The organism is Brevundimonas halotolerans (genome assembly GCF_003730275.1).
Classification (GTDB): domain Bacteria; phylum Pseudomonadota; class Alphaproteobacteria; order Caulobacterales; family Caulobacteraceae; genus Brevundimonas; species Brevundimonas halotolerans.
This window is the reverse complement of sequence record NZ_QTTA01000006.1, coordinates 1-24,733: the sequence shown is the minus strand read 5'-3', so window position 1 is coordinate 24,733 and position 24,733 is coordinate 1. Positions and strand designations below refer to the sequence as shown.

24 protein-coding genes and 2 tRNA genes are annotated in these 24,733 nt (G+C 67.2%); 19 read left to right on the top strand and 7 right to left on the bottom strand.

The features are described from left to right. Positions 1-46: 46 nt before the first annotated feature. Positions 47-1,906 carry a DNA mismatch repair endonuclease MutL gene (gene mutL / locus EG854_RS02325; RefSeq protein WP_123286132.1) on the bottom strand — a complete coding sequence of 620 codons (1,860 nt, stop codon included), beginning with the start codon at positions 1,904-1,906 and terminating at the stop codon, positions 47-49. A 131-nt stretch (positions 1,907-2,037) separates the two neighbouring features. Between mutL and serS the strand changes: the two genes are divergently transcribed. The 10 genes from serS to EG854_RS02275 all read left to right on the top strand — a co-directional run bounded on the left by serS (position 2,038) and on the right by EG854_RS02275 (position 11,243). Further along, positions 2,038-3,450, top strand: a complete 1,413-nt coding sequence (serS, locus tag EG854_RS02320) for a serine--tRNA ligase (protein ID WP_123286131.1) — start codon at positions 2,038-2,040, stop codon at positions 3,448-3,450. Further along, positions 3,447-4,241 carry a 5'/3'-nucleotidase SurE gene (gene surE, locus EG854_RS02315; protein ID WP_123286130.1) on the top strand — a complete coding sequence of 265 codons (795 nt, stop codon included), beginning with the start codon at positions 3,447-3,449 and terminating at the stop codon, positions 4,239-4,241. The genes serS and surE overlap by 4 nt, the downstream gene beginning before the upstream one ends. A gap of 157 nt (positions 4,242-4,398) precedes the next feature. Further along, positions 4,399-5,043 carry a protein-L-isoaspartate(D-aspartate) O-methyltransferase gene (locus EG854_RS02310; RefSeq protein WP_123286169.1) on the top strand — a complete coding sequence of 215 codons (645 nt, stop codon included), beginning with the start codon at positions 4,399-4,401 and terminating at the stop codon, positions 5,041-5,043. A 146-nt stretch (positions 5,044-5,189) separates the two neighbouring features. After that, positions 5,190-6,161, top strand: a complete 972-nt coding sequence (locus EG854_RS02305; protein ID WP_241153091.1) for a M23 family metallopeptidase — start codon at positions 5,190-5,192, stop codon at positions 6,159-6,161. 243 nt (positions 6,162-6,404) lie between these two features. After that, the gene (yajC, locus tag EG854_RS02300) at positions 6,405-6,764 is read left to right on the top strand and encodes a preprotein translocase subunit YajC (RefSeq protein WP_241153090.1); all 360 of its coding nucleotides are present in this window, start codon (positions 6,405-6,407) and stop codon (positions 6,762-6,764) included. Between the two features lie 27 nt (positions 6,765-6,791). Beyond that, entirely contained in the window at positions 6,792-8,384 is a 1,593-nt protein-coding gene (secD, locus tag EG854_RS02295) for a protein translocase subunit SecD (protein ID WP_123286127.1), read from the top strand. 4 nt (positions 8,385-8,388) lie between these two features. Then, on the top strand, positions 8,389-9,372 hold the full coding sequence (gene secF, locus EG854_RS02290; protein WP_123286126.1) for a protein translocase subunit SecF: 984 nt from the start codon (positions 8,389-8,391) through the stop codon (positions 9,370-9,372). A gap of 33 nt (positions 9,373-9,405) precedes the next feature. Then, positions 9,406-10,026: a hypothetical protein gene (locus EG854_RS02285; RefSeq protein WP_123286125.1), complete on the top strand. Its 621-nt coding sequence runs from the start codon at positions 9,406-9,408 to the stop codon at positions 10,024-10,026. Positions 10,027-10,030: 4 nt separating this feature from the next. Next, a complete protein-coding gene (locus tag EG854_RS02280) occupies positions 10,031-10,666 on the top strand; it encodes a squalene/phytoene synthase family protein (protein ID WP_123286124.1) in 636 nt (211 codons plus the stop codon). 67 nt (positions 10,667-10,733) lie between these two features. Beyond that, a complete protein-coding gene (locus EG854_RS02275) occupies positions 10,734-11,243 on the top strand; it encodes a nuclear transport factor 2 family protein (protein WP_164461778.1) in 510 nt (169 codons plus the stop codon). Positions 11,244-11,249: 6 nt separating this feature from the next. Here the strand turns inward: EG854_RS02275 and EG854_RS02270 are convergent, their stop codons facing one another. Genes EG854_RS02270 through trmFO form a run of 3 tightly spaced genes read right to left on the bottom strand, consistent with a single transcriptional unit; the run spans position 11,250 to position 14,081 of the window. Beyond that, complete coding sequence (locus EG854_RS02270) at positions 11,250-12,128, bottom strand: oxygenase MpaB family protein (protein ID WP_123286122.1); 879 nt, start codon at positions 12,126-12,128, stop codon at positions 11,250-11,252. Continuing rightward, a complete protein-coding gene (locus EG854_RS02265) occupies positions 12,121-12,645 on the bottom strand; it encodes a hypothetical protein (protein WP_123286121.1) in 525 nt (174 codons plus the stop codon). Before EG854_RS02265 ends, EG854_RS02270 begins: the two co-directional genes overlap by 8 nt. 44 nt (positions 12,646-12,689) lie before the next feature. Next, a complete protein-coding gene (gene trmFO, locus EG854_RS02260; RefSeq protein ID WP_123286120.1) occupies positions 12,690-14,081 on the bottom strand; it encodes a methylenetetrahydrofolate--tRNA-(uracil(54)-C(5))-methyltransferase (FADH(2)-oxidizing) TrmFO in 1,392 nt (463 codons plus the stop codon). A gap of 124 nt (positions 14,082-14,205) precedes the next feature. Between trmFO and EG854_RS02255 the strand changes: the two genes are divergently transcribed. Genes EG854_RS02255 through EG854_RS02245 form a run of 3 tightly spaced genes read left to right on the top strand, consistent with a single transcriptional unit; the run spans position 14,206 to position 16,850 of the window. Then, positions 14,206-14,967 carry a hypothetical protein gene (locus tag EG854_RS02255; protein WP_123286119.1) on the top strand — a complete coding sequence of 254 codons (762 nt, stop codon included), beginning with the start codon at positions 14,206-14,208 and terminating at the stop codon, positions 14,965-14,967. Position 14,968: 1 nt separating this feature from the next. Further along, positions 14,969-15,913, top strand: coding sequence for a hypothetical protein (locus EG854_RS02250; RefSeq protein ID WP_123286118.1), 945 nt, complete (start codon positions 14,969-14,971; stop codon positions 15,911-15,913). 34 nt (positions 15,914-15,947) lie between these two features. Further along, on the top strand, positions 15,948-16,850 hold the full coding sequence (locus tag EG854_RS02245) for a DUF7847 domain-containing protein (RefSeq protein ID WP_164461776.1): 903 nt from the start codon (positions 15,948-15,950) through the stop codon (positions 16,848-16,850). Between the two features lie 36 nt (positions 16,851-16,886). Here EG854_RS02245 and uvrA read toward each other — a convergent pair whose 3' ends face one another. Next, positions 16,887-19,826, bottom strand: a complete 2,940-nt coding sequence (gene uvrA, locus EG854_RS02240) for an excinuclease ABC subunit UvrA (protein WP_123286116.1) — start codon at positions 19,824-19,826, stop codon at positions 16,887-16,889. Positions 19,827-20,095: 269 nt separating this feature from the next. Between uvrA and EG854_RS02235 the strand changes: the two genes are divergently transcribed. Beyond that, the gene (locus tag EG854_RS02235; RefSeq protein WP_123286115.1) at positions 20,096-21,706 is read left to right on the top strand and encodes an ABC-F family ATP-binding cassette domain-containing protein; all 1,611 of its coding nucleotides are present in this window, start codon (positions 20,096-20,098) and stop codon (positions 21,704-21,706) included. On the opposite strand, the gene EG854_RS02230 is transcribed toward EG854_RS02235, so the two are convergent. Next, positions 21,703-22,557 carry a TerC family protein gene (locus EG854_RS02230; RefSeq protein ID WP_123286114.1) on the bottom strand — a complete coding sequence of 285 codons (855 nt, stop codon included), beginning with the start codon at positions 22,555-22,557 and terminating at the stop codon, positions 21,703-21,705. The two genes, EG854_RS02235 and EG854_RS02230, sit on opposite strands and share 4 nt — an antisense overlap. 89 nt (positions 22,558-22,646) lie before the next feature. Between EG854_RS02230 and EG854_RS02225 the strand changes: the two genes are divergently transcribed. Both EG854_RS02225 and EG854_RS02220 read left to right on the top strand, forming a co-directional pair. Continuing rightward, positions 22,647-22,931 (top strand): nucleotidyltransferase family protein, encoded by a 285-nt coding sequence (locus EG854_RS02225; RefSeq protein ID WP_123286113.1) that lies wholly within the window; start codon positions 22,647-22,649, stop codon positions 22,929-22,931. Next, on the top strand, positions 22,921-23,268 hold the full coding sequence (locus EG854_RS02220) for a HepT-like ribonuclease domain-containing protein (RefSeq protein WP_123286112.1): 348 nt from the start codon (positions 22,921-22,923) through the stop codon (positions 23,266-23,268). Before EG854_RS02225 ends, EG854_RS02220 begins: the two co-directional genes overlap by 11 nt. Positions 23,269-23,271: 3 nt before the next feature. Here EG854_RS02220 and rlmB read toward each other — a convergent pair whose 3' ends face one another. Next, positions 23,272-24,162 (bottom strand): 23S rRNA (guanosine(2251)-2'-O)-methyltransferase RlmB, encoded by an 891-nt coding sequence (gene rlmB / locus EG854_RS02215; RefSeq protein ID WP_123286111.1) that lies wholly within the window; start codon positions 24,160-24,162, stop codon positions 23,272-23,274. 147 nt (positions 24,163-24,309) lie between these two features. Between rlmB and EG854_RS02210 the strand changes: the two genes are divergently transcribed. The 3 genes from EG854_RS02210 to EG854_RS02200 all read left to right on the top strand — a co-directional run. Continuing rightward, positions 24,310-24,393, top strand: a tRNA-Tyr gene (locus EG854_RS02210). Positions 24,394-24,479: 86 nt separating this feature from the next. Next, positions 24,480-24,553, top strand: a tRNA-Gly gene (locus EG854_RS02205). Between the two features lie 53 nt (positions 24,554-24,606). Next, a partial coding sequence (locus EG854_RS02200) for a GTP-binding protein (protein WP_231492570.1) occupies positions 24,607-24,733 on the top strand: 127 nt, incomplete at its 3' end.

The following is a 24,733-nucleotide window of genomic DNA, read 5'->3' as shown; positions in this document are numbered from 1 at the left end:
CCTGCGCCGGCGAGGGCAACCATAAATGCAAAGGCTCGACGTTTCATCACCGTCTCCCGAACAGCTTCTCCAGATCGGCCAGTTTGAGCTCCACATAGGTGGGCCGGCCGTGGTTGCACTGGCCGCTGTGCGGCGTCGCTTCCATCTGGCGGAGGAGGGCGTTCATCTCGGGCGCGGACAGCACCCGGCCGGCGCGGACGCTGCCGTGGCAGGCCATGGTGCCGCAGACGTCGCCGAGGCGTTCCTTGAGGGCGAGGGCGACGCCGTGTTCGGCGAGGTCGTCGGCGATGTCGCGGATCAGGCCGGCGGCGTCGACCTGGCCCAGCAGGGCGGGGACTTCGCGGACCAGCACGGCGCCGGTGCCGAAGGGTTCGACCACCAGTCCCAGCTCGGCCAGTTCGCCGGCGCGGTCGGCGACGCGCTCGGCCTCGGCGGGGTCCAGCTCGACCACTTCGGGCACCAGCAGGGTCTGGCGGGCGACGCCGCCCTCGGCCATCTGGGCCTTCATCCGCTCATAGACGAGGCGCTCGTGCGCCGCGTGCTGGTCGACGAGGACCAGACCGTCGCGGGTCTGGGCGACGATATAGGTGCCGTGCAGCTGGCCGCGGGCGACGCCGAGGGGGAGGTCCATGTCCTCAGGCCCGGAGTCCGGATGGGCGGCCTGAGAGGCAATAGGCAGTAGGGAGTAGGCAGTAGGGAGCTCGGGTTCGACGCGGGCGGAGCGGTCGTTGAGGCCGGGGATGGTTTGGGCGGCGGAGGCGGGGGCGCTCCAGCCGGTCCAGCCGCTCCATCCGGTGGCCTGCGGCTGGCTCACGGGCTGGCTGCCGATACCAGTGTGGGGGGTGAAGCCTCCCAAGGCCTGATCGGCGACGGTGGTGGAGGCGCGGTGGCCGGCGGCGGCCAGCGAATGGCGCAGGCCCCCGACGATCAGGCCGCGCACCATTGCGGCGTCGCGGAAGCGCACCTCGGACTTGGCCGGATGGACATTGACGTCGACCTTGAGCGGATCGACGTCGAGGAACAGCACGGCGGCGGGGTGGCGATCGCGGGCGAGGAAGTCGGCATAGGCGCCGCGCAGGGCGCCCTGCAGCAGGCGGTCCTTCACCGGGCGGCCGTTGACGAACAGATACTGGTGCTGGGCATTGCCGCGCGAATAGGTAGGCAGGCCCGCATAGCCGCTGAGGCGCAGGTCGTCGCGGGTCTGGTCGACCAGCAGGGCATTGGCCTCGAAATCGCGGCCGAGGATGGCGGACAGGCGGCGGAGGCGCCCCTCATCCCCCGGATGTTCGGCGGGCAGGCGCAGGACGGAGCGGCTCTCGACGTCCAGCGCGAAGGTCACGGCCTCGTGCGCCATGGCCTGACGGCGCAGCTCCTCGGCGATGGCCATGGCCTCGGCGCGCTCGGACTTCATGAACTTGAGCCGGGCGGGGGTGGCATAGAAGAGGTCGCGCACCTCGACCCGGGTGCCGTGCGGGCCGGGGAAGGCGGCGGGGCCGGGGGGGCTGACGCGGCCGCCCTCGACCCTGAGGGCATGGGCGTCGCCGCCCGATTGGGGGCGGCTGGTCAGCGTCAGCCGGGCGACCGAGCCGATCGAGGGCAGGGCCTCGCCGCGAAAGCCGAGGGTCGAGATTCGCAGCAGGTCGACATCACCGGCGTCGTCGGGCTCCAGCTTAGAGGTCGCATGGCGCTCGATGGCCAGCTCCAGCTGGTCCGGGGCCATGCCTTGGCCGTCGTCGGCCACCAGGATGCGGGTCAGGCCACCGCCCTCGATCTGCACCTCGATACGGGTGGCGCCGGCGTCGAGGGCATTCTCGACCAGTTCCTTGACGGCACTGGCCGGGCGCTCGACCACCTCGCCGGCGGCGATGCGGTTGACGGTCTCGGGGGGGAGGCGGCGGATGGGCATGGATTCGGGAGGGTAGCCTATCGGGAGGCAACAGGCAGTAGGCAGTAGGGGGAGATGAGGTTGGGGGGGTTTGCCCGACTCCGCGTGGGGGGTTAGAGCATCGCTTCCTCCGCCGAAGACGAAGACTGACCATGCACGACATCCGCGCCATCCGTGACACGCCCGAAGCCTTTGTGGCGGGCTGGACCTCGCGCGGGGTGGAGGATGCGCAGGCGACGGTGGACCGTATTCTGGAGCTGGACCGCGACCTGCGCGCCGCCCAGACGGCGGGGCAGGACGCCCTGTCGAAACGGAATGCCGCCTCCAAGGCCATCGGCGCCGCCATGGGCCGGAAGGACATGGCCGAGGCCGAGCGGCTGAAGGCCGAGGTCGAAGGGCTGAAGGGCGAGATCGCGGCGCAGGAAAGCGTCGAGGCCGAAAAGGGCCGCGAACTGCGCGACATCCTCGCGGGCCTGAAGAACCTGGCCGCCGCCGATGTGCCGGACGGCGAGGATGAGGCCGGCAATGTCGAGACCGGCCGCTGGGGCGAACCGCGCCGGACGGGTCCCGCCAAGGACCACGCCGATCTGGGCGAGGCCATGGGCCTGCTGGACTTTGAGGCGGCGGCCAGGATGTCGGGCGCGCGCTTTGCGGTGCTGAAGGGTGGACTGGCCCGGCTGGAACGCGCGCTGGGCCAATTCATGCTGGACATTCAGACGGCCCGGCACGGCTATCTGGAGGTGAATCCGCCCTATCTGGTCCGCGACGAGGCCATGTTCGGGACGGGGCAGCTGCCGAAGTTTAAGGACGACCTGTTTCGCATTGGGGCGGACTGGCAGGAACTCCTCACCCAGCTGAGCCATCACGATGAGCGTAGAGAGGCATCCAACTTCGAAGGCTCTCCGACCGGGTTGGAACACGACCTCTTGATGGCGAGATATTCGGAGCAACCCAATCGCTGGCTCATCCCCACCGCCGAGGTGTCCCTGACCAACCTCGTGCGGGAGACGATCCTGTCGGAGGATGAGCTGGCCGAGCCGATGCGGCTGACGGCGCTGACGCCGTGCTTCCGGGCCGAGGCGGGGTCGGCGGGGCGGGATACGCGCGGGCTGATCCGCCAGCATCAGTTCTCCAAGGTCGAGCTGGTCTCGATCACGCGGCCGGAGGATTCCGAGGCCGAGCATGAGCGGATGACCGGCTGTGCCGAGGCGGTTCTGCAGGCGCTGGAGCTGCCCTATCGGCGGATGCTGCTGTGCAAGGGCGATATGGGCTTTTCGGCGCGGAAGACCTTTGACCTCGAGGTCTGGCTGCCCAGCCAGGACACCTACCGCGAGATCTCGAGCTGTTCGAACTGCGGGGATTTCCAGGCCCGGCGCATGGACGCGCGGTTCAAGCGGGCGGGCGAGAAGAAGACCGAGTTTGTGCACACGCTGAACGGCTCGGGCCTCGCGGTCGGGCGGACGCTGGTGGCGGTCATGGAAAACTATCAGGACGAGGGCGGCCGGATCGCCGTGCCCGAGGTTCTGAAGCGCTACATGCCGGACGGGGTGACGCACGTCGGATGAGAATCCTGCTGACCAATGACGACGGGATCGAGGCCGAGGGGCTGGCGTGTCTGGAGCGGATCGCGCGGGCGCTGTCGGACGATGTCTGGATCTGCGCCCCCCAGACCGAGCAATCGGGCAAGGGGCGCGGCATCACCCTGACCGAGCCGCTGCGGGTCAACCGGATCGGCGACAAGCGGTTCGCCGTGACCGGCACGCCGACCGACTGTGTGGTGCTGGCGGTCAATGACCTGATGCCGGAGCGGCCCGACCTGGTGCTGTCGGGGGTCAATCGCGGGCACAATGTCGGCGAGGACTGCTCCTATTCCGGGACGGTGGCGGGGGCGCTGCAGGGGATGGCGTTCGGCATCCGCTCGATCGCCCTGTCGCAGAGCCTGGAGCGGTTCCACGACGAGGTGACGGCGCACTGGGAAACGGCCGAGGCCTTTGCCCCGCCGATCATCTCGCGGCTGCTGGCCCAGACCTGGCAGGCGGGGGTCGTGATGAATCTGAACTTTCCCGCCCTCGCGCCCGCCGAGGTCAAGGAGGTCGAGGTGACCCGTCAGGGCTTCCGCGACATCGGCGAGATGCACGCGGTCAGGCGCACCGACCTGCGCGGTCGCGACTATTACTGGATGAGTTTCCGCGGGACCAAGCACGACCATCCGGCGGGCACCGATCTGCGGGCCATGGACGAGGGCAAGATCTCGGTCACGCCGCTGCACATCGACCTGACCCATGCGCCCAGCATCCACGACCTGAAGGGCCTGCTGGGCGGGGCGCCCCCGAAGACGGTGGAGAAGGTATCGTGATCCTCCCCCGTCCCTCACGGGGGAGGGGGACCGCGGAGCGGTGGAGGGGGCGGACGTCTGCACGCCCCTCAGCGCTCCGTCGCGAATGTCGCTTGCCCCCTCCACCATGCTGCGCATGGTCCCCCTCCCCCGCTTCGCAGGGGAGGAGCTTGCTGCCATGAAATTACACGACGACCGGGCAGGGCGGCTGATCCTCGGGCTGCGGCAGCAGGGGGTGACGGACCCCCGCGTGCTGGCGGCCATGGAGTCGATCGACCGCGCTGTCTTCGTCCATGAGAAATTCCTCGATCAGGCGTGGGAGGATCAGGCCCTGCCGATCGACTGCGCCCAGACGATTTCGCAGCCCTATATCGTCGGCCTGATGACCCAGGCGCTGGATGTGCAGCCGCGCCACCGGGTGCTCGAGATCGGCACGGGCAGTGGCTATCAGTGTGCGGTGCTGAGCCGGCTGGCGCGCTATGTCTATTCGGTCGAACGCTATCGCAGCCTGCTGAGTGAGGCCGAGGCGAAGTTGAAGGTCCTGCAGATCGACAATGTCATCACCCGGCACGGCGACGGCGGTCTGGGTTGGCCCGAGCAGGCGCCCTTCGACCGGATCATGGTGACGGCGGCCGCCCCGCATGAACCGACCGAACTGCTGAAACAGCTGAAGCCCGGCGGCATACTGGTGTGCCCGGTGGGGCGGACCTCGGTGCAGATGCTGAACCGCTATGTCGGCCAGCCGGACGGATCGTTCCACCGCGAGAGCCTGAGCGAGGTGCGGTTCGTGCCGCTGGTCGAGGGCACGGCCAAGGAGGGCTGAAGCCGGAATTCCGGGAGCTGTTAACCTTCGCGCCCAATTTTGGTGCGGATTGACGGGTTGGCTTATGGCCGTCGGCGGGGCACACCGGGGGAAAGCGCGACCCGGGATCAAGAGGAGAGATGCGGATGGTGAACATGCGACGGGGGATGACCCTTCTGGCCGTGGCCATAGGCATGCTGACCATGGCCGCCTGCGCCAGCTATCCGACCGAGCCGCGCTATTCGACGCGCCCGGTGCCGGTCAATCCGACCGGTGTACGGGTGGTCACAGCGACAGAGATCCCGCCGCCCCCGCGCCAGAGCGCCCCGCCGCCGGGTGTCGAATTCGGCACGGCCGCGCCGGTGGGCGAAGTCGAGGGTGGGGCGCTGGAGGCGTCCGGCATCAATGCCGCGCCCGAGGCCGCGCCGATAGAGGCCCTGCCCGTCAGCCGCGTCGCGGGGGCCCGCTATACCGTCCAGCCTGGCGATACCCTGTCGGGGATTGGTCGCCGGTTCCTGACGCCGATCCAGGTGCTGATCGAGATGAACGACCTGGGCCCGCGCGCGGCGCTGAGCGTCGGCGGTGAGGTGATCCTGCCCGACTCGGCCGTGGATTCTGGCCAGGACCCCTATGCCACCGGTCCGTCGCCGACCGGGGTTCGGGTGCCGTCCGGGGCCCTGCCGCCGCCGCCGCCGCCGCCCTCGGGCAATGCCCCCATGCCGCCGGTCGCCAATGGTTCAACCGCGCGGAGCGGTCCGCTGGACTGGCCGGTGCGCGGAGACATCCTGCGCCGCTTTGGTCCTGTGGGCATGGGCGAGCGCAACAACGGCATCAACATCGGCGCACCGCTGGGCAGTCCTGTCCGGGCCTCGGCCGCCGGACGGGTCGGCTATGTCGGCGATACCTTGCCGGGTCAGGGGCTGACGGTTCTGGTCCTGCACCGCGATGGCTGGCGCACCGTCTATGGCCATCTGGGCAGTGCGACCGTGCGCGAAGGTGACGACATTGCCGCCGGGGCGCAACTGGGCACGGTCGGCGATACGGCCGGCGACGGACAGCCGTCGATTCACTTTGAAGTCTGGCGGATGCAAGGGGATCAGCCGACCGCGCTCGACCCCCTGTTGCAGCTTCCGCGATAAGAGTGCGTCAGGGGCGCCGGTGTCCGTTGCAATCGGACGTCCGGCCCCTTAGAGCCTGATCGGCTGAGGAGGAATCGCTTCGCGATTCCGCTGATGCCGTGAATCAGGCTCCAGGAATTTCCGAGTGCATGATTCACGAACTCGTCGGAACCGCGAAGCGGTTCCATCTTACTCGATCATGCACTAGGTTCCGCGCCACATTCGAGACATGTGGCCGGACAACGCTCCGTGCCGGGAGAAACCATGACAGCCCAAGACCCGATCCTGTTGATGGCCGCCACCGCTGATGGCGGCATGATGGCCCTGCTGATGAACTTCCTGCCGTTCATCGCCATCTTCGTCCTGTTCTATTTCCTGCTGATCCGTCCGCAGCAAAAGCGGGTCAAGGCGCACCAGGAGCTGGTGGCCTCGGTCAAGCGCGGGGACACCATCGTCCTGTCCAGCGGCGTGATCGGCAAGGTGACCCGCGTCGAGGCCGATGAGGTCATGGCGGACATCGCCCAGGGCGTGAACGTCCGCGTGGTCAAGACCATGATCACCGAGGTCCGTGATCGCACGGCGCCTGCCGCCATCGAACGCAAGGCCAAAAGCAGCAAGGCCTGATAGGGCCAGCCTGCGGGGAAGCGAACCATGATCCATCTGTCGCGCTGGAAGGTCATCCTTCTGGGCCTGTCTCTGGCGTTCGGAATTCTGTTCGCCTACCCCAGCCTGCTGTCCCCGGCCCAGCGCGAGGCGCTGCCTGGCTTCCTGCCCAAGAATACGCTGAACCTCGGCCTCGACCTGCAGGGCGGCTCGTACCTGCTGCTCGAGGTCGATGTGACCGAGATGCAGTCCAAACGCGTCGCCAACACGGTCGAGGATGTTCGCCAGAGCCTGAGTGAAGCGCAGATCACGCCGGTCTCGATCCAGCCGGAGGCGACCGGCGTCGTGGTGACCTTCTCTACGGATGCGCAGGTCGATGCCGCCTTCACGGCGATCCGGGACACGGTGACCCGCGGGGGCGTGGGCGGCGTCGCGGATCGTCAGGTGACGCGTCTGTCGAACAATCGTCTGCGCGTGGCCTTTACCGACGCGGCCCTGAACAGCATGGGCCCGGATGCCGTCACCCAGTCGATCGAGGTGGTGCGCCGCCGGATCGACAATCTGGGCACGCGCGAACCGTCGATCACCCGTCAGGGCGCCGACCGCATCGTCATCCAGGCCCCGGGTGAAAGCGATCCCGCCGAGCTGGAACGCGTCATCGGCCAGACGGCCCAGTTGACCTTCCAGATGGTCGATGTCGACAACAGCATCGAAGACGCCCTTCAGGGACGTGTGCCGCCCGACGCGGTGCTGATGGCCGATGAGCTGGGCAACCCCATCCTGGTCAAGCGGCGGGTGCTTGTGTCGGGTGAGAACCTGACCCGGGCCTTTGTCACCCAGGACCAGAACGGCCAGACGGCCATCGGCTTCAACTTTGACAGCCAGGGCGCGCGTCGCTTTGGCGAGGTTACGGCCGCCAACATCGGTCGCCCGTTTGCCATCATTCTGGACGGCAAGGTGATCTCGGCCCCGGTGATCCGCAGCGCCATTCTGGGCGGTTCGGGCGTCATCGAGGGCAATTATTCGATCGCCTCGGCCTCCGAGATGGTCAGCCTGCTGAACGGCGGGGCGCTGCCGGCGCCGCTGAATGTCGAGGAACGCCGGACCGTTACCGCCGAGCTGGGCAAGGACGCCGTGGATCGCGGCATGCAGGCGACGGCGCTGGGCTTTGTCGTCATCGTGGTCTTCATGTTCCTGGCCTATGGCTTCCTGTTCGGGGGCATTTCGGTGATCGGCCTGGTGCTGAACGGCATTCTGATCGTCGCCGCCATGTCCATGACCCAGGCGACCCTGACCCTGCCCGGTATCGCGGGTCTGATCCTGACCTTTGCCGTGGCCGTCGACGCCAATGTGCTGATCTATGAGCGGATGCGTGACGAGGCCCGACAGGGACGCAGCGTCATCGCCTCGCTGGATGCCGGCTTCAACAAGGCCATGGGCACCATCATCGACGCCAACCTGACGACCTTGGTGGCGGCGCTGATCATGTTCTTCTTCGGGGCCGGGCCCGTGCGCGGCTTTGCCTGGACGCTGTCGATCGGCGTCTTCACCTCCATGCTGTCGGCCGTGCTGGTCGCGCAGGTGGGACTGGCCTGGTGGCTGAAGGTCGCCAAGCCCAAGAAACTGCCGGTCGCGGAGTAAGCCGATGCGTGGATGGCCCCTTATCAAGCTGCTGCCGACCAAGACGAACTTCAAGTTCGTCAAGTTTTCCCGCATGTTCGGGGTGCTGTCGGCGACCCTGTGTATCGCCTCGATCATCGGCTGTTTCACGCCGGGCCTGAACATGGGCATCGACTTCAGCGGCGGCGCGTCGATGGAAATCGCCAAGCCCGCAGGCCAGACGATCGACCAGCAGGAAATCAGCGCCGCGGTCAGCGCGCTCGGCCTCGAGGACGTGGGCGTGCAGGGCATCGCCCGACTGGACACCAATGCCATTGACGGTTCGACGGTCCTGCTGCGCTTCCAGCTGCCGGAGGGGGCGGACCAGACCGAGATCGTCCGTCAGGTCGAGGCGACCATCACGCAGACGGTCGGCGAGGTCACCTATTCCGGCGTGTCGGTGGTCGGCTCCAAGGTCTCGGGCGAGCTGTTCCGCTCTGGCCTGATGGCGCTGGGCATGGCGACTGTGCTGATGTTCCTTTACATCTGGTTCCGGTTCGAGCCCCAGTTCGGCTTTGGTGCCATCGCGGGCCTGGTCCACGATGTGATCCTGACCTTCGGCCTGATCGTCATCATGCAGCTGGAGTTCAGCCTGAACATGGTAGCCGCGATCCTGACCGTGATCGGCTATTCGATGAACGATACCGTCGTCGTGTTCGACCGCCTTCGCGAGAACCTGCGCAAGTACAAGACCATGCCGCTGGGCGAGGTGATCGATCTGTCGATCAACGAGACGCTGAGCCGCGCGGTCGTGACCGGCATCACCGCCGTCATGGTGCTGGCCGTGCTGGCCTTCCTGGGCGGTGAGGTGCTGTTCGGCTTCTCGATCGCCCTGATGTTCGGCATTATCATCGGCACCTATTCGTCGGTCTATGTCGCCGCGCCGATCATCCTGCTGTGGGGCGTCAAGCGCGGCGAGTTCGCCGAGGAAGCCAAGCCGATCAAGCTGGGCGGCGCCAGCCGGCCGTAGGTCGTTCGTCATCAGGCCGGGGAGGGCCGAACCATGGGCAAATTACTGAGCAGCTTTCGCGCGACCGTCATCCTCAGCCTGGTGCTGGCGGGGCTGATGATCTTTGCCTTCGGGCAGGTCGCCGCCGGCGGTTTTGACGGGATCTTCTGGCAAGCCGTGTTCCGCTGGGTGCACGTGGCGGCGGGGATCTTGTGGATCGGCCTGCTGTACTATTTCAACTTCGTCCAGATCCGGGTCATGCCGTCGATCCCGGCCGAGCTGAAGCCGGCGGTCGGCAAGCATATCGCACCCGAGGCCCTGTTCTGGTTCCGCTGGTCGGCGCTGGTGACGGTGCTGGCTGGCCTGGCGGTCATGTTCGCCCGGGGCCATGCCTATGCCGCCGAAGTGCTGAGCTTTGGCATGGCCGGCGGTCTGGTCGAGGGCGATCAGGGCTTCATGCTGATGGGCATGGGCGTCTGGCTGGCGATCATCATGTTCCTGAACGTCTGGGGCATCATCTGGCCGAACCAGAAGCGCGCGCTGGGTATTGTCGCTGTCGATGACGACAAGAAGGCCCGCGCCGCCCGCATCGCCATGCTGGGCAGCCGCACCAATCTGTTGCTCAGCTTCCCGATGCTGACCTCCATGGCCATGTACCAGACGCTGTTCGGCTGATCCCTTGAGTGCACCGCCTGTCGATCTGGACGCCCAGGTCCGGGCCGCCGATCCGGATCGCTGGCTGTCCAGCCGGTTCGTGGCGGACGAAGGGCGGCGTGCCGACCTGATCACCCTCTATGCATTCGAGGCCGAGCTCATGGTCATCCCGACGCGGGTGACCCAGCCGCTGCTGGCCGAGATGCGCTATCGCTGGTGGGCCGACCAGATGGAGGGGGTGTTTTCGAACGCACCCCGCATCGGCCATCCGGTGCTGGAGGCCCTGACCGGAATTGTGCACCGGCACGGGCTGGTCCGCGCCTCGCTGGACGCCCTGATCGAGGCGCACATTGGCCGGGTGCATGGCGAGCCGCACGATCTGGACGCCTTCTACGTCGGGCCGATGCAGGCGGCGGTGCGGGTGCTGGCCGGACCGGGGCATGAGGCAGCGGTAACCGGAGCGGGGCGCATGCGGGGTCTGGCCCAGACCGGGCGGATCGACGAGGCGCGGACCTTGCGGAGCGAGGCAAATGCGGCCCTGAAGCCTTTGCCGACCGCCGCCTTTCCCGCCGTGGCCCATGCCGCGCTTCTGGACCCCGCCGCGCCCGAGCCGGTCAAGCGGCTGAGGCTGGTCTGGGCCAGCCTCAGGGGGCGGGTCTAGTCGGCCGCCGGCATTGATGCCTACCCCCGGATCGCCTAACGATGATCTTCAACCTAGGGAGGGTGAGATGAATTATCGTTTTGGAACTGTGGTCTCCGTCGCGGCAGCGATAGTGCTGGCCGCGCCGGCAGCAGCGACCTCCGTGGATCGGGCACCGGCACCGGTCGCGGCGCAGGACCCCGCCAATCAGGCGGTCGTTGAAGCCCTCTATGCCGCCTTTGCCCAGGGGGACGGTCCCGGTATCGCCGCCGTTCTCTCGCCCGACCTGATGTGGATTGAAGCCGAGGGTGGCCCGTATGCCGACCTCAACCCTTACGAGGGCCCTCAGGCCGTATTCGAGGGCGTGTTCGGCCGGATCGGGGCCGCCTTCAGCGGGTTTGCCGCCACGCCGGTCAGCTATTGGCCCAGCGGCGACCGGGTCATCGTCGAGGGGCGCTATACCGGGACCCACATTGCCACCGGTGAGGTTCTGGACGCGCAGTTCGTGCATGTGTTCACCGTCAGGGACGGCGTGATCGTTGCCTTCCAGCAATACACCGACACGGCCCAGTGGGTTGATGTGGTGACAGCGGACTGACCACCGTCAGCCGCGTGGCCAGGTGGTCACATCGCCGGGCCAGACCCGGCGGTTCGGCGACTGGTCAAAGGCCCAGCGGATGAAGCGGGCGGTGGTCAGGGCGCCGGTGCGGACCAGCGGGCGGGGCAGGGGCGGACGGTGGCCGTGCATGGTCTGGGCCCAGCCGGGTAGCAGGTCGAACCCGGCCTGCATGATCAGGCCGGCGGCGCTGTCGACGGCGGGTGAGCCGATCCGCTGGCGCATGACCATATGGGCGACCTCGCGCGTGCGGGCATCGGCGCGCAGCTGCGGGCGATACGACTGGATCAGGGCCTCGGCCCCGGCCCGGGTGCGGGGCAGGGGATCGGCACCCAGCGCCTGACCGATGCGCGCCATCTCGTCGAAATAGGCGTCCTGCTCGGCCCTCGGCATCTCGGGTCGGGCATAGCGGATCCAGGCGTCGAGGAAGCTGATCGTCTCGGTCACATGGACCCAGGCCAGCAGCGCGGGGTCCGACACGCGATAGGTCGTGCCGTCGGGCAGGGTACCCCCCAACTTCTTGTGGATGCGGTTGACCTTGTCGATGGCCGACTGTCCGGCCCCGGCGCTGTCATAGGTGGTCACGGCGATGAATTTGGCCGTGCGGCGCAGGCGGCCGTGCATGTCGGCGCGAAAGTCGGAATGGTCCCAGACCCCGGCCAGCACCGCCGGGTGCAGCATCTGCAGCAGCAGGCCCGACACCCCGCCGATCATCATGGTCACCACATCGCCATTGACCTGCCAGGCGACCGAGTTGGGTGCAAACAGCGCATCGGCCCGCCGCAGCACCGGCCGCTCGCCCTTCTCGGCATCATTGAAGACATCGCTGATGCGCTTGCGGATGGCGCGCTTGGCGAGGTCAATCAAGGCGCACCGGTTCCTCTGCTGGAGGCGCCTCGAGAACAGCCCGAATGCGAGGGCGCAGATACCACGCGCCGATGAAGCTGTAGAAGACCAACAGGAAGGTCCCGACGGCCTTGTTCGTTGGATATCGCACAGGGTGGCCTTCGGCTGTCACGAGGGCGCCCGCCGCCAGCCAGTACGAGGCGAAGAACGGCAGAACGACGACGCCCCCGACAAGGTCGCGAAGGCCAGCCAGCACCGGCGGGAGATCCAACAGGCCTATTGGCAGGACAAGAATGGCGACTGCGGCCAGACGGAAGACCCATGAGCGGTTCGGCCCTTGTTCGATGTTGTTCTTCGCCGAAACGTCACGCGCCACCCGGTATATCGCGTAGGTCCAGCCCAGCAAGAACGACATCGCACCGAGCACGCAAACGCTGGCCAGGATGATAATCTGCGGCGTCGCGCTCACGCTTGCCATTTGGCCCGCAAACGCAAGCAGCGTCACCAGCAGCAACCACGCCGGGTGTAGCTGCGCCATACGCCTTGGCCATGTCGCGGATACCTTGGCTGGCCCGGAGCCCCTCATTCGACCGCGTCTCGCCAGGCCTTGAGCGATTCGATGGCGCGGAGGCTCATCAGGCGCTTCTTGGCGCGGCCGCGGTCCTTGGGCGGGATCTTCTTGCCGTCGTCGTCGACGCGTGGGGCCTCGAGCGGGGGCAGCAGGCCGTAGTTGATGTTCATCGGCTGGAATTTCGAGCCTTCCATGTGCCCGCCGGTGATGTGTTCGACCAGGGCGCCGATGGCGGTCTCGGGCGGGGGTGGGGTGAGGTCCCGACCCAGCCGTTCGGCAGCGGCGAGACGCCCGGTCAGCAGGCCCAGCGCGGCGCTTTCGACATAGCCCTCGACCCCGGTCACCTGACCGGCAAAGCGCAGGCGCGGCAGGGCCTTCAGCCGCAGCTGGCGGTCCAGCAGTTTGGGGCTGTTGAGGAAGGTGTTGCGGTGCAGGCCGCCGAGGCGCGCGAACTGGGCGCTTTCCAGCCCCGGGATCATGCGGAAGATGTCGGTCTGGGCGCCGTATTTCAGCTTGGTCTGGAAGCCGACCATGTTGAACAGGGTACCGAGCGCATTGTCCTGACGCAGCTGGACGATGGCGTGCGCCTTGACCATCGGGTCGCGCGGATTGGTCAGGCCGACGGGCTTCATCGGGCCGTGGCGCAGGGTCTCGCGGCCCCGCTCGGCCATCACCTCGATGGGCAGGCAGCCATCGAAATAGGGGACGTTCTCCCACTCTTTGAACTCGGTCTTGGGGCCGGCCAGCAGGGCGTCGATGAAGGCGTCATACTGGGCCTTGTCCATCGGGCAGTTGACATAGGCGGCAGCGTCCCCGCCCGGGCCTTCCTTGTCGTAGCGCGACTGACGCCAGGCGATGTCGAAATTGATCGAGTCGGCGTGGATGATCGGCGCAATGGCGTCGAAGAAGCTGAGCGATTCCTCGCCCGTCGTCGTCAGGATCGCGTCGGCCAAGGCGGCCGAGGTCAGCGGGCCGGTGGCGACGATCACACTGTCCCAGTCCTCGGGCGGAATGCCGGCGATTTCTTCGCGCACGACGGTGATCAGTGCGTGGGCCATCAGCCGGGCGGTCACGGCCTCGGAAAAGCCCTCGCGGTCGACGGCCAATGCGCCCCCGGCCGGGACCTGATGGGCGTCGCCGCACGACAGGATGATCGAATCCAGCGCCCGCATCTCGGCGTGCAGCAGGCCGACGGCATTGTATTCCCAGTCGTCGGACCGAAAGGAGTTGGAACAGACCAGCTCGGCCAGGCCGTCGGTCTGGTGGGCGTCGGTCTTGATGCCCGGCACGCCGCGCATCTCGTGCAGGATGACGGGCACGCCGGCGCGCGCGATCTGCCAGGCGGCTTCGGAGCCGGCCAGGCCGCCGCCGATCACATGGATGGGGGAGGGGGAAGAGGTCATCGCGGCTTTCTAGACACGCCGGACGACTTCGTCAGCAACCGTCTGGTCGCACGAGGGGGCAAGAGGGTAGGATGCGGGTGACGGGGGAGGCGGAATGTCTGCGAACACGGCATCGAGAGGTCACGTGCGCCGGTTGCGACCGACACGGGCGCTGGCCAGCGCGCTGCAGGGCCTGCCACGTCTGTGGGCCGGGGGCTGGGCCGGGCTGTTGCTGCTGATGCTGATGATCCCGCTGGGCGGCTGGACGGCGGGGTCTGGGGCCGCGCAGCATCTGTTCACCGTCATGGCCGTGGTCCTGACCCTGGCGGTCTGGACCGGCCTGACTGCCGTGGCGCTGGACCGGGACCCGCCGCCGGGTGGCGTGGCCACGGGGCCTGTGCTGCTCCGGGTGGTGCTGGCGGCGGTTCTGAACCTGATCTTTCTGGCCATGATCGCCGTGGTGCTGGCACTGGTCAGCCTGGCCATTGCCGGGATGTCGGGTCTGAACCTTGAGGCCATACAGGCGCGCGACTGGGCCAATGTCGGGCCGGTCTGGCAGCTGGGGGTGCTGGGGCTGGTCGGTGTGATCGTGCTGGTCGTGCCGCTGTTGCTGATCGTGCGGTTGTCGCTGTTCGTGCAGGCGACGGTCGGGCGGGGCCATGCCGTGTCGCTGAACACCATGGGAATCGCCCAGGGCAGCTTCTGGGCGCTGATGCTGTTGTTCCTGACGCTCGCCGTGCCGCCCCTCGCGCTTTTGGGGTGGGCCGCGTCTCACGGGTTGATCGAATTGGCCATGGTGACGCTTATCGGGTTATGGATGCCGGTGTCGGCGGGGGCGCTGGCGGCGGCCTATGGCCAGCTGGAGTACTGGAGCCCGGATTCTTTGGGCCACCTCGGGGGAGGGTGAGATGAAGACATTCGACATCATGGAGGCCTTGGCCGAGCCGTTCCGGCAGGCCGGGCGCCGGCCGCTGGCGACCATCGTCTGGGGACTGGTGGGTTTGTTGCCCAGCGTGGGCGGTCTCGCACTGCTGTTCCATGTGTTCGGCGGGGACATGTTCATCGATGACCCCGACTTCGAATCGGGCGCCGACATGGCGACCTTCTTCCAGTTCCAGAGCTGGTCGCTGCTGGTCAATCTGCTGGAGTGGTTGGTGTCCATCGTCGTGATCGTGGCGGTCACGCGGGCGACCTTTGCCGGACGACGCAAGGACGGCGCTTTCTTCATGCGGGTGGGTGCGGACGAGTTCCGGGTGCTGATCGCCAGCCTTGTGATCGCCATCGTGGCTGTGCTCGCCCTGATCGTGCTGGCCCTGATCTGTGTGGGGATCGGGGCGCTGATCTGGCAACTGCCGGAGCTGCCGCGCGCGCTGGGCCTCGTCGTGCTCGGCATCGCGGCCTTTCTGCTGATCCTGCTGGCCTCGGGGCGCGCCTATCTGATCCTGCCCGCCTGCGTCTGGCATCACAGCCTGGCCTTTGAGGAGGGCTGGAAGCTGGGGCGGCGTCAGTCGTGGAAGCTGGTCGGCCTGCTGATCATGCTGCTCATCGTCACGATCGTCATGAGCCTGGTGATCATGGTGGTGGCCGTGATCCTGCTGCTGGTCATCGGCGCCATGCTGGGCGGATGGGACATGCCGGCCATGGATGACCCCGAGGGCTGGGTCATGAACATGTTCGAGCAGCCGCTGGTCTGGGGCGTGACGGCGGCTGTGCTGCTGATCCCGCTGGCCTGGGTGCAGGGGTTCTTCCAGCTGCTGGGCAATGCGCCTTTCGCCCATGTGGTGCGCGAACTGTCGGCCGAGGCGGACAGCGCCGCGGAAACCACGGCTGACAATCCGGACGAGTCCGTCTAAGGCTGGGGCCTCATCAATCGGGGAGGGTGTGGTGATGACGTTTTCTGCAACAGACGCGGCCTTTGAAGGTTTTCGCGTGGTGCGGCGCAAGCCGATGGTGCTGCTGTGGTGGGCCGCCTTTTATCTGGTCAGCTTCGCACTGATATTCCTGCTGGCTGCCGGCCCGATCGCGGGCGTGATGGCCGCAGCGTCGGATCTTGAGAATATGGGACCCGGCGCGACGCCCGAGGATCTGCGGCCGTTCATGATGGCCTATCTGGCCGTGTTTCCGATCCTCATCCCGCTGGGCATATTGATGGGGGCTGTCCTCAACGCCGCCGTGGCGCGCTCGGTTCTGGAGCCCGGCAAATCGGCATTTGGTTACCTTCGGATCGGTATGGATGAGGTCCGCGTGGCCGTGGTCTCCGTGGTCCTGTCGATCGTCATGGGCCTGGCCGCGATGGTCATCTTCGGAGTAGCAGGGTTCATTGCCGGATTCCTTGGAGCCGCCGACGTACCGGGGGGGCCGCTGATCATTGTCGTGGTGTTCCTCGCAGCGATTGCGGCGATGATCTGGCTGGCGGTGCGGTTGTCGTTGGCCATTCCGATCACCGTGGCCGAGAAGCGGTTCGCTTTCTTTGACTCGTTCAAGGTGACGGGCGGGCATCTGTGGGGGCTGATCGGCATGGCGGTCATCGCCTTTGTCATGACCCTTGTTGTCAGCATTCTGACGTCGATCGTCTTTTTCCCCCTGACCATGGGTATGGGAGCGGCCGTTGACTGGGAATCGCTGGAAGGCATGAACGCCATGGGCATCCTGCAGGCCATCGGTCCGATGGTGGCGGTCGCCATCGTCCTGCAGGCGATCTCGTCGGCGCTGCTGGCGGCGGTCATGTATGCGCCGTTTGCCGCCGCCTACCGCGATCTGAAGGGCACGGGCACGCCCGAGCTGGCCTGATCGCCTGACTGACCGATCAACGATGAAGCCCGGGCGTCAGGCTTTCGCCCGGGCTTTTCGTTTGGCCGGAGCGGGCTCGGCCGCGAGCGCCTTCACCCGCGCCTTGCGGCGGTCCTCGTGGCGCTCCAGGACAGGCTTGAGGTAGCGGCCGGTCCAGCTGGCGGCGTTGTCGGCGACCTGCTCCGGGGTGCCGACCGCGACGATCTCGCCGCCGCCGTCGCCGCCCTCGGGGCCGAAGTCGAGCAGCCAGTCAGCCACCTTGATGACGTCCAGATTGTGCTCGATGACCACGATGGTGTTGCCGGCCTCGACCAGTTCCTGCAGCACCTCCAGCAGCTTGCGGGTGTCCTCGAAATGCAGGCCGGTGGTCGGCTCGTCGAGGATGTAGAGGGTCTTGCCGGTGGCGCGTTTCGACAGCTCCTTGGACAGCTTGACACGCTGGGCCTCACCGCCCGACAGGGTGGTGGCGGGCTGGCCGACCTTGACGTAGCCCAGGCCCACGCGCTCCAGCGTCAGCATGCGGTCGCGGATCGGCGGCACGGCCTTGAAGAAGGTCGCGGCCTCCTCGACCGTCATATCCAGAACGTCGGATATGCTCTTGCCCTTGAACACCACTTCCAGCGTTTCGCGGTTGTAGCGTTTGCCCTTGCAGACGTCGCAGGTGACATAGACGTCGGGCAGGAAGTGCATCTCGATCTTGATGACGCCGTCGCCCTGACAGGCCTCGCACCGCCCGCCCTTGACGTTGAAGCTGAACCGCCCGGGGCCATAGCCGCGCGCCTTGGACTCCGGCAGGCCCGCATACCAGTCGCGGATCGGGCCGAAGGCTCCGGTGTAGGTGGCCGGGTTGGAGCGCGGGGTGCGGCCGATGGGCGACTGGTCGATGTCGATGACCTTGTCGAAATGTTCCATCCCCTCGATCCGGTCGTGGGGGGCCGGGGCGTCCGAAGCATTGTGAAGACGGCGCGCGGCGGCCTTGTAGAGCGTCTCGATCGTGAAGGTCGACTTGCCCCCGCCCGACACGCCGGTGATGCAGGTGAACAGGCCGACCGGGATCTCGCCGGTGACGTTCTTGAGGTTGTTGCCGGTGGCGCCCGAGATGCGGAGCATCCGCTTGCGGTCGACCGGGCGGCGGCCATCGACCGGCAGTTCGATCTCGCGCTCGCCGGTCAGATATTTGCCGGTCAGGGACCTGGGGTTGGCCATCACCTCATCCGGCGTGCCCTGGGCGCAGATCTCGCCGCCGTGGACGCCCGCAGCGGGGCCCATGTCGATGACATGGTCGGCGGTCAGGATGGCTTCCTCGTCGTGCTCGACGACCAGCACGGAATTGCCGAGATCGCGCAGGCCGCGCAGGCTGTCCAGCAGGCGGCTGTTGTCACGCTGGTGCAGGCCGATGGACGGCTCGTCCAGCACATAGAGCACGCCGGTCAGGCCCGAGCCGATCTGCGACGCCAGCCGGATGCGCTGGCTCTCGCCGCCCGAAAGGGTGCCGGAGTTGCGCGACAGGTTCAGATAGTCGAGCCCGACATTGTTCAGGAACCGCAGCCGGTCGGTGATCTCCTTGAGGATACGCCGGGCGATCTCGGCCTGCTTCTCGGTCAGGGTCTCCTCAAGGGTCGAGAACCAGAGGTATGCCTTCGAGATCGACAGGGCGTTGACGTCGGCGATGTCCTCGCCGTTGATCTTGACGGCCAGGGCCTCGGGCTTCAGCCGCTTGCCGCCGCAGGACTCGCAGGGCGTCTCGGACTGGTAGCGGCCCAGCTCCTCGCGCACCCAGGCGCTGTCGGTCTCGCGCCAGCGACGCTCAAGGTTCGGAAGCACCCCCTCGAACGGCTTGGAGACCTCATATTTGCGGGCATTGTCGTCATAGACGAATTTGATCTTCTCCTTGCCCGTGCCGCCCAGGATGACGTCGCGCGCCTCCTGCGGCAGGTCGCGCCAGGACTTGTCCATCGAGAAGCCATAGTGGCGGGCCAGCGCCTGCAGCGTCTGGGTGTAGAGGGGCGAGGGACCGCGCGACCACGGGGCGACGGCCCCCTTGTGCAGGGTCTTGTCGGTGTCCGGCACCACCAGCCCGGCGTCGAACGCCAGCTTGACGCCCAGGCCGTCGCACGACGGACAGGCCCCGGTCGGGCTGTTGAACGAGAACAGCCGCGGCTCGATCTCGCTGATGGTGAACCCCGACACCGGACAGGCGAACCGCTCGGAAAAGATGATCCGGCGCGGCTCGGTCTCGCCCTCGGCCACACTGGCCCATTCGGCAACGGCGATGCCGTCGGTCAGCTTCAGCGCGGTCTGCAGGCTGTCGGCGTAGCGGCCCTCAAGGCCCTCCTTGGTGATCAGCCGGTCGACCACGACATCGATGTCGTGCTTGAACTTCTTGTCGAGGACCGGCGCGTCCTCGATCGGATAGAATTCCCCGTCGATCTTCAGCCGCTGATAGCCCAGCCGCTGCCATTCGGCGATTTCCTTGCGGTATTCGCCCTTGCGGTCGCGCACCACGGGCGCCAGCAGCAGGATGCGCTCGCCCTCGGGCAGGGCGGTCAGCTTGTCGACCATCTGGCTGACGGTCTGGCTCTCGATCGGCAGGCCCGTGGCCGGCGAATAGGGCACGCCGACCCGCGCCCACAGCAGGCGCATATAGTCGTTGATCTCGGTCACCGTGCCGACGGTCGAGCGCGGGTTCTTCGACGTCGTCTTCTGTTCGATCGAGATGGCCGGCGACAGGCCTTCGATCAGGTCGACGTCCGGCTTGCCCATCAGCTCCAGGAACTGGCGCGCATAGGCCGACAGGCTCTCGACATAGCGCCGCTGGCCCTCGGCATAGATGGTGTCGAACGCCAGCGAGGACTTGCCCGAGCCCGACAGCCCCGTCATGACCACCAGCTGGCCACGGGGAATGTCGACATCGACGCCCTTGAGATTGTGCTCGCGTGCGCCGCGCACACGGATGAAGTCGTGTTTTTCGATCATGCCTGTCCGGGAACGCAGAGAGGGCCGGACGGGTCCGGCGTGCCGCCGCTATATGGGCACTGAATCGCAGGATGCAGCAAGAACATTTAGGGAACCTGCGAGGGACTGGCCGGTCTTCTCACGGCTTCGTGCGGCGAATGCGGCTTGCACCCCGGAGCCTTTGACCCCATTCTGATGTCTTCGCGTGAGTAGTTTCGGAGGCCAGACGATCATGATCAGCGCTGTGGAAATCGGTTTCGCCCTTTCCCTCGTCGCCCTCGTGGTCGCCTATGTCTCGCTCCAGCCTCGCCCGAAACCCGTCCCCATCCGCATTCGTGACGCTCAGCGGCGTCGCCGCCCGGACGCCTGACGGCCGAACCCTCTTCGAAAATCTGAGCCTGTCGCTGGGGCGCGAGCGCACCGGCATCGTTGGTCGCAATGGCACCGGCAAGACGACCCTGCTTGATCTGATCGCGGGGGACGGGGCGCCGGCCGAAGGCCATATCGTGCGCAATGGCTTCATCGCCCGTCTGCGACAGGACGCCGGGGCCGTGCCGGGCCAGACCGTGGCCGCCGCGCTGGGGGTCGAGGCGGCGCAGGCGCGGCTGGCCCGCATTCTGGCGGGGGACGGTACTGCCGACGACCTGGCCGAGGCCGACTGGACCCTTGAGGCGCGACTGGAATCGGCGCTGGCAGCCGTGGGGCTGGGCGGATTGGCGCCGGCCCGCGAGGCGGCGACGCTCAGCGGGGGCGAACGGACGCGGCTGGAGCTGGCGGCGCTGGAGCTGGCGGGGGCCGAGCTGATCCTGCTGGATGAACCCACCAATCATCTTGATGCCGACGGCCGCGCACTTGTGGCCGAGCGCCTGTCTCGCTGGCCGGGCGGGGCGGTGGTGGTCAGTCACGACCGCGCCCTGTTGCGCCAGATGGACCGGATCGTCGAGTTGTCGCCGCTGGGGGCCACGGTCTATGGCGGCAACTACGACCTCTATGCCGAGCGCAAGGCGATCGAACGGGTCGCGGCCGAGCACGATCTGGCCGTAGCCGAGAGCGAGGTCGCCCGCACGGCCGCCGATGCCCAGCGCCGGGCCGAAGGCAAGGCCCGGCGGGATCGCGCGGGGCGGAAGAAGGGCATGAAGGGCGATATGCCCAAGATCCTGCGGGACTTCCGCGCAGAGACAGCCGAGAATTCCGCCGGCCATGACGCCCGGCTGGCGGCCCGTCAGGCGGCAGAGGCCGAACAGACCCTGGTTGCGGCGCGTGAACGGGTCGAGCGGGTGCGGCGGATGACCCTGCCCCTGCCTGAGACAGGACTGGCCGCCGGGCGACAGGTGCTGACTCTGCAAGGCGTCAGGGTCGACGGCGAACGAGGCCTTCGGGTCGGTCCCGTCGATCTGAGGCTGACCGGAGCGGAACGGGTGGCGATCACCGGCCCCAACGGGTCGGGCAAGACCACCCTGCTGGACCTGATCGCAGGGCGGATCATGCCGTCAGCGGGCACGGTCGAATGCGCGGTGCCGCTGGCCCTGCTGGACCAACACGCCGGTTTGCTGCGCGACGACGAAACCCTGAGCGAGGCCTGGCAGAGGCTGAACCCGGACGGCACACTGAACGACGCCCAGGCGGCGCTGGCGCGGTTCCTGTTCCGCAATGTCGAGGCGCACAAACGGGTCGGCACCCTGTCAGGTGGCGAGCGTCTGCGGGCGGCGCTGGCCTGCGTCATGACCGGAACGCGACCGCCGCAGCTGCTGGTGCTCGACGAGCCGACCAACCATCTGGACCTGGACGCTATCGAGGCGGTCGAGGCCGCGCTGGCCGCGTGGGACGGGGCGCTGGTGGTCGTCAGCCACGACCGCGACTTTCTGGACGCGGTCGGGATCGAGCGCGAGATCCGGCTTTAGGTCTCCGACGACGGATCGCCTGGCACCGTCTGCACCGGCGGGGCGTCCGCCGGGTTGGTCGGCACCGGCGGGGTCGTCAGCGCACTGTCCTCGGTGCGGACGCCACGCAGGTGCTTGGCCTCTTCCTTTTCGCCGATGTCGAGGAAGCCGGGGGCCGAGGCGTTGTGCTGTTCCAGATTGCCGGTGCGGACGACGACCGAGCGATAGCCGTCCCAGATCATGTGGAGGGCGACATACAGCACGATGACGAGGCCGACGTAGCCGATCCAGCGATGCTTGTTCAGCAGCTTGGCGATGAAGGTCGCGGCCACACCCATCAGGGCGATCGACAGCACCAGACCAAAGACCATGATCCACGGGTGATCGTGGGCGGCGCCTGCGACGGCCAGCACATTGTCGAGCGACATGGTGATGTCGGCGATCATGATCTGGACCAGGGCCGCGCCGAAGGTCTTGCGCTTGATGCCCATTTCCTCGGGCGTGGCCCCGCCGCCGTGGTGGGCGGCCAGCGCCATCTCCATGGCCTCGCCGGACTCGGCCTGGTCGTGGGTGCGCTGCTCCTGCAGTTCGCGCCACATCTTCCAGCACACCCACAGCAGCAGGAAACCGCCGGCCATCAGCAGGCCGACGATGGCCAGCAGCTGGACGGTGATGAGGGCAAAGCCGATGCGCATGATCACGGCGGCGGCCAGACCGATAAGGATGGCCTTCTTTCGCTGTTCAGCGGGCAGGGCGGCGGCCGCCAGACCCACGGCCACGGCATTGTCGCCGGCCAGCACCAGGTCGATCATCAGCACCTTGCCAAGCGCGGTCAGTTGGCTGGCGAGTTCGGGGGATGCGAGAAATTCCATTTCGGCTCTGTAAGGCAGTCAGGGGCGGTCCGGCAAGCGGTGAGCGATCCGTGTTTGTGCCCCTATTTCAGCTGGAGTAGGATTGCGCCATGACCCGCGACGAACTGCTTGCCAGACTGAGGGACCAGAAGCCGTGGCTGGCAGAGCAGGGGATCGTGAACCTGCGCCTGTTCGGCAGCTATGCGCGGGATGAAGCGGGGCCGGACAGCGACGTCGATTTGCTGGTCGATACCTCCCGGCCGCTGGGGTTGGAGTTCCTGACGGTCGAGCGGCTGCTGGGAGAGCGGCTGGGCCGGTCGGTCGAATTCTGCTCCACGGACGTCATGCACTCCAAGATCAGGAGCAAGGCAGAGGGCGAAGCGGTTGCCGTTTGAAGAGACGGACAGCATTCATCTCGATGAGATGCTGGACGCGGCCACGCGCCTGAGGGCGCATCTGCAAAGGATAACGGTCGAGGCCTTCGAGGACGATGCGCTGGTTTATGACGCGGTTTGCCTGTGTCTGATGCGGATCGGGGAAGGCGCGCGGCTGCTCTCTGACGCCGCAAAGGCCCAGCTGCCCGATGTGCCATGGCCGGATGTCATCAATCTGCGACATCGCATTGCCCATGGCTACAGTCACCTTCGGGGGTCGGTGATCTGGATGACCGCCATGCGCAGTGTTCCCGCCCTCGAGGCGGCCCTGCGCACGCTGCGGGCGCGGATGGACTGATCCTCAGCCCTGCTTCCTTGACGCCTCATAGAGGGCGACGGCGGCGGCGTTCGACACATTGAGGCTTTCGAAGCCACCCGGCATGGGAATGCGGGCAAGGGTGTCGCAGTTTTCCGCCACCAGACGACGCAGGCCGTCGCCTTCCGAGCCCATGACCAGGACGGTGGGGCGCCCGTCGAGCGCCTCGTCCAGCGTCATATCGCCCTCGCCTTCCAGCCCGACGATGTGCCAGCCGGCCTCCTGCAGGGTGCGGAGCGCGCGCGACAGATTGGTCACCCGGGCGCAGGGCAGGCGCTCGGTCGCGCCCGCCGCCGTCTTGGCCAGCGGCCCGGCCAGCGCCGGGCTGTGCCGGTCCTGAACGATGATGCCGCGTGCCCCGAAGGCCAGCGCCGAGCGGAAGATGGCACCGACGTTCTGCGGGTCCGTCAGCTGGTCCAGCATGACCAGTATGCCGCGCGCCGGATGGGCCAGATCGTCCAGATCCACGCCCTCCAGCGGCTTGACCTTGAACACCAGCCCCTGATGCACTGCGCCGGGCGGCAGCAGGCGCGCCAACCGGTCACCGTCCACCACCTCGACCGCGTGGCCGTTCAGCAGTTTGTCACGCTCCAGCTCGGCGGCGCGATCGGCCGTGGCCATCAGTCGGCCCATGCCCTGACGGGCCGGGTTGGCGAGCGCCGCCAGAACGGGGTGGCGGCCCCAGATCAGGGAATCAGGATCCAGTCGGTCACGGCCCTTGTCACGGCCCGGCTCGCGGGCAGGCTTGGCATCCCACGGGTCGGGCGCGGCGGCGCGATCCCCCTTGCGGCCGGGCTTTGCGGGCTCTTCGGCACGGCTCCGGGGGGGTGGTTTGCGACCGGATTTCCGGTCGTTGCGTTCGCGGTTCGACGACACTATAAGACGCGCTCCGATTTGGGAGCCCAAGGGCTTTCCGGGTTGGGCACCCCCTCTAACGCAGGCGATGCCCGAACCCGAAGTCTTTATTCGACATTGATCCTTCGGGGTCGGGTCGGAGGCCTGATGACGATCACGTACGTGCTTGGGGGAATGTCCCGAGTGGCAAAGGGGGCGGACTGTAAATCCGCTGCGTAAGCTTCGCAGGTTCGAGTCCTGCTTCCCCCACCACGCACGTCCGGGATCGCAAAGGGCCGGTGTCCAGACCGGAACCGGGTGTGGTGCCTACCGCTTGTGGGGGACACCGCATTCTCTGCGCGGGTATAGTACAATGGTAGTACAGCAGCCTTCCAAGCTGAATATGTCGGTTCGATTCCGTCTACCCGCTCCAGGTTTTTGACAGCACTTAGCGCCCCTCAACCCGGGCCATCAGGAGTTTTGGCCATGGCCAAGGAAAAGTTTGAACGCACCAAGCCGCACTGCAACATCGGCACGATTGGTCACGTTGACCATGGCAAGACGACGCTGACGGCGGCGATCACGATGACGCTGGCGAAGGCCGGTGGAGCCA

Excerpts from the sequence above, each read along its gene's own strand:
- mutL (WP_123286132.1), bottom strand. The coding sequence starts at position 1,906 with ATGCCCATCCGCCGCCTCCCCCCCGAGACCGTCAACCGCATCGCCGCC.
- secD (WP_123286127.1), top strand. The coding sequence starts at position 6,792 with ATGATCCATCTGTCGCGCTGGAAGGTCATCCTTCTGGGCCTGTCTCTG.
- uvrA (WP_123286116.1), bottom strand. The coding sequence starts at position 19,826 with ATGATCGAAAAACACGACTTCATCCGTGTGCGCGGCGCACGCGAGCAC.
- EG854_RS02245 (WP_164461776.1), top strand. The coding sequence starts at position 15,948 with ATGACGTTTTCTGCAACAGACGCGGCCTTTGAAGGTTTTCGCGTGGTG.
- serS (WP_123286131.1), top strand. The coding sequence starts at position 2,038 with ATGCACGACATCCGCGCCATCCGTGACACGCCCGAAGCCTTTGTGGCG.
- yajC (WP_241153090.1), top strand. The coding sequence starts at position 6,405 with ATGACAGCCCAAGACCCGATCCTGTTGATGGCCGCCACCGCTGATGGC.
- EG854_RS02230 (WP_123286114.1), bottom strand. The coding sequence starts at position 22,557 with ATGGAATTTCTCGCATCCCCCGAACTCGCCAGCCAACTGACCGCGCTT.
- EG854_RS02275 (WP_164461778.1), top strand. The coding sequence starts at position 10,734 with ATGAATTATCGTTTTGGAACTGTGGTCTCCGTCGCGGCAGCGATAGTG.
- EG854_RS02305 (WP_241153091.1), top strand. The coding sequence starts at position 5,190 with ATGACCCTTCTGGCCGTGGCCATAGGCATGCTGACCATGGCCGCCTGC.
- EG854_RS02285 (WP_123286125.1), top strand. The coding sequence starts at position 9,406 with ATGGGCAAATTACTGAGCAGCTTTCGCGCGACCGTCATCCTCAGCCTG.
- EG854_RS02235 (WP_123286115.1), top strand. The coding sequence starts at position 20,096 with ATGTCTCGCTCCAGCCTCGCCCGAAACCCGTCCCCATCCGCATTCGTG.
- surE (WP_123286130.1), top strand. The coding sequence starts at position 3,447 with ATGAGAATCCTGCTGACCAATGACGACGGGATCGAGGCCGAGGGGCTG.
- EG854_RS02265 (WP_123286121.1), bottom strand. The coding sequence starts at position 12,645 with ATGGCGCAGCTACACCCGGCGTGGTTGCTGCTGGTGACGCTGCTTGCG.
- EG854_RS02310 (WP_123286169.1), top strand. The coding sequence starts at position 4,399 with ATGAAATTACACGACGACCGGGCAGGGCGGCTGATCCTCGGGCTGCGG.
- EG854_RS02250 (WP_123286118.1), top strand. The coding sequence starts at position 14,969 with ATGAAGACATTCGACATCATGGAGGCCTTGGCCGAGCCGTTCCGGCAG.
- secF (WP_123286126.1), top strand. The coding sequence starts at position 8,389 with ATGCGTGGATGGCCCCTTATCAAGCTGCTGCCGACCAAGACGAACTTC.
- trmFO (WP_123286120.1), bottom strand. The coding sequence starts at position 14,081 with ATGACCTCTTCCCCCTCCCCCATCCATGTGATCGGCGGCGGCCTGGCC.
- EG854_RS02225 (WP_123286113.1), top strand. The coding sequence starts at position 22,647 with ATGACCCGCGACGAACTGCTTGCCAGACTGAGGGACCAGAAGCCGTGG.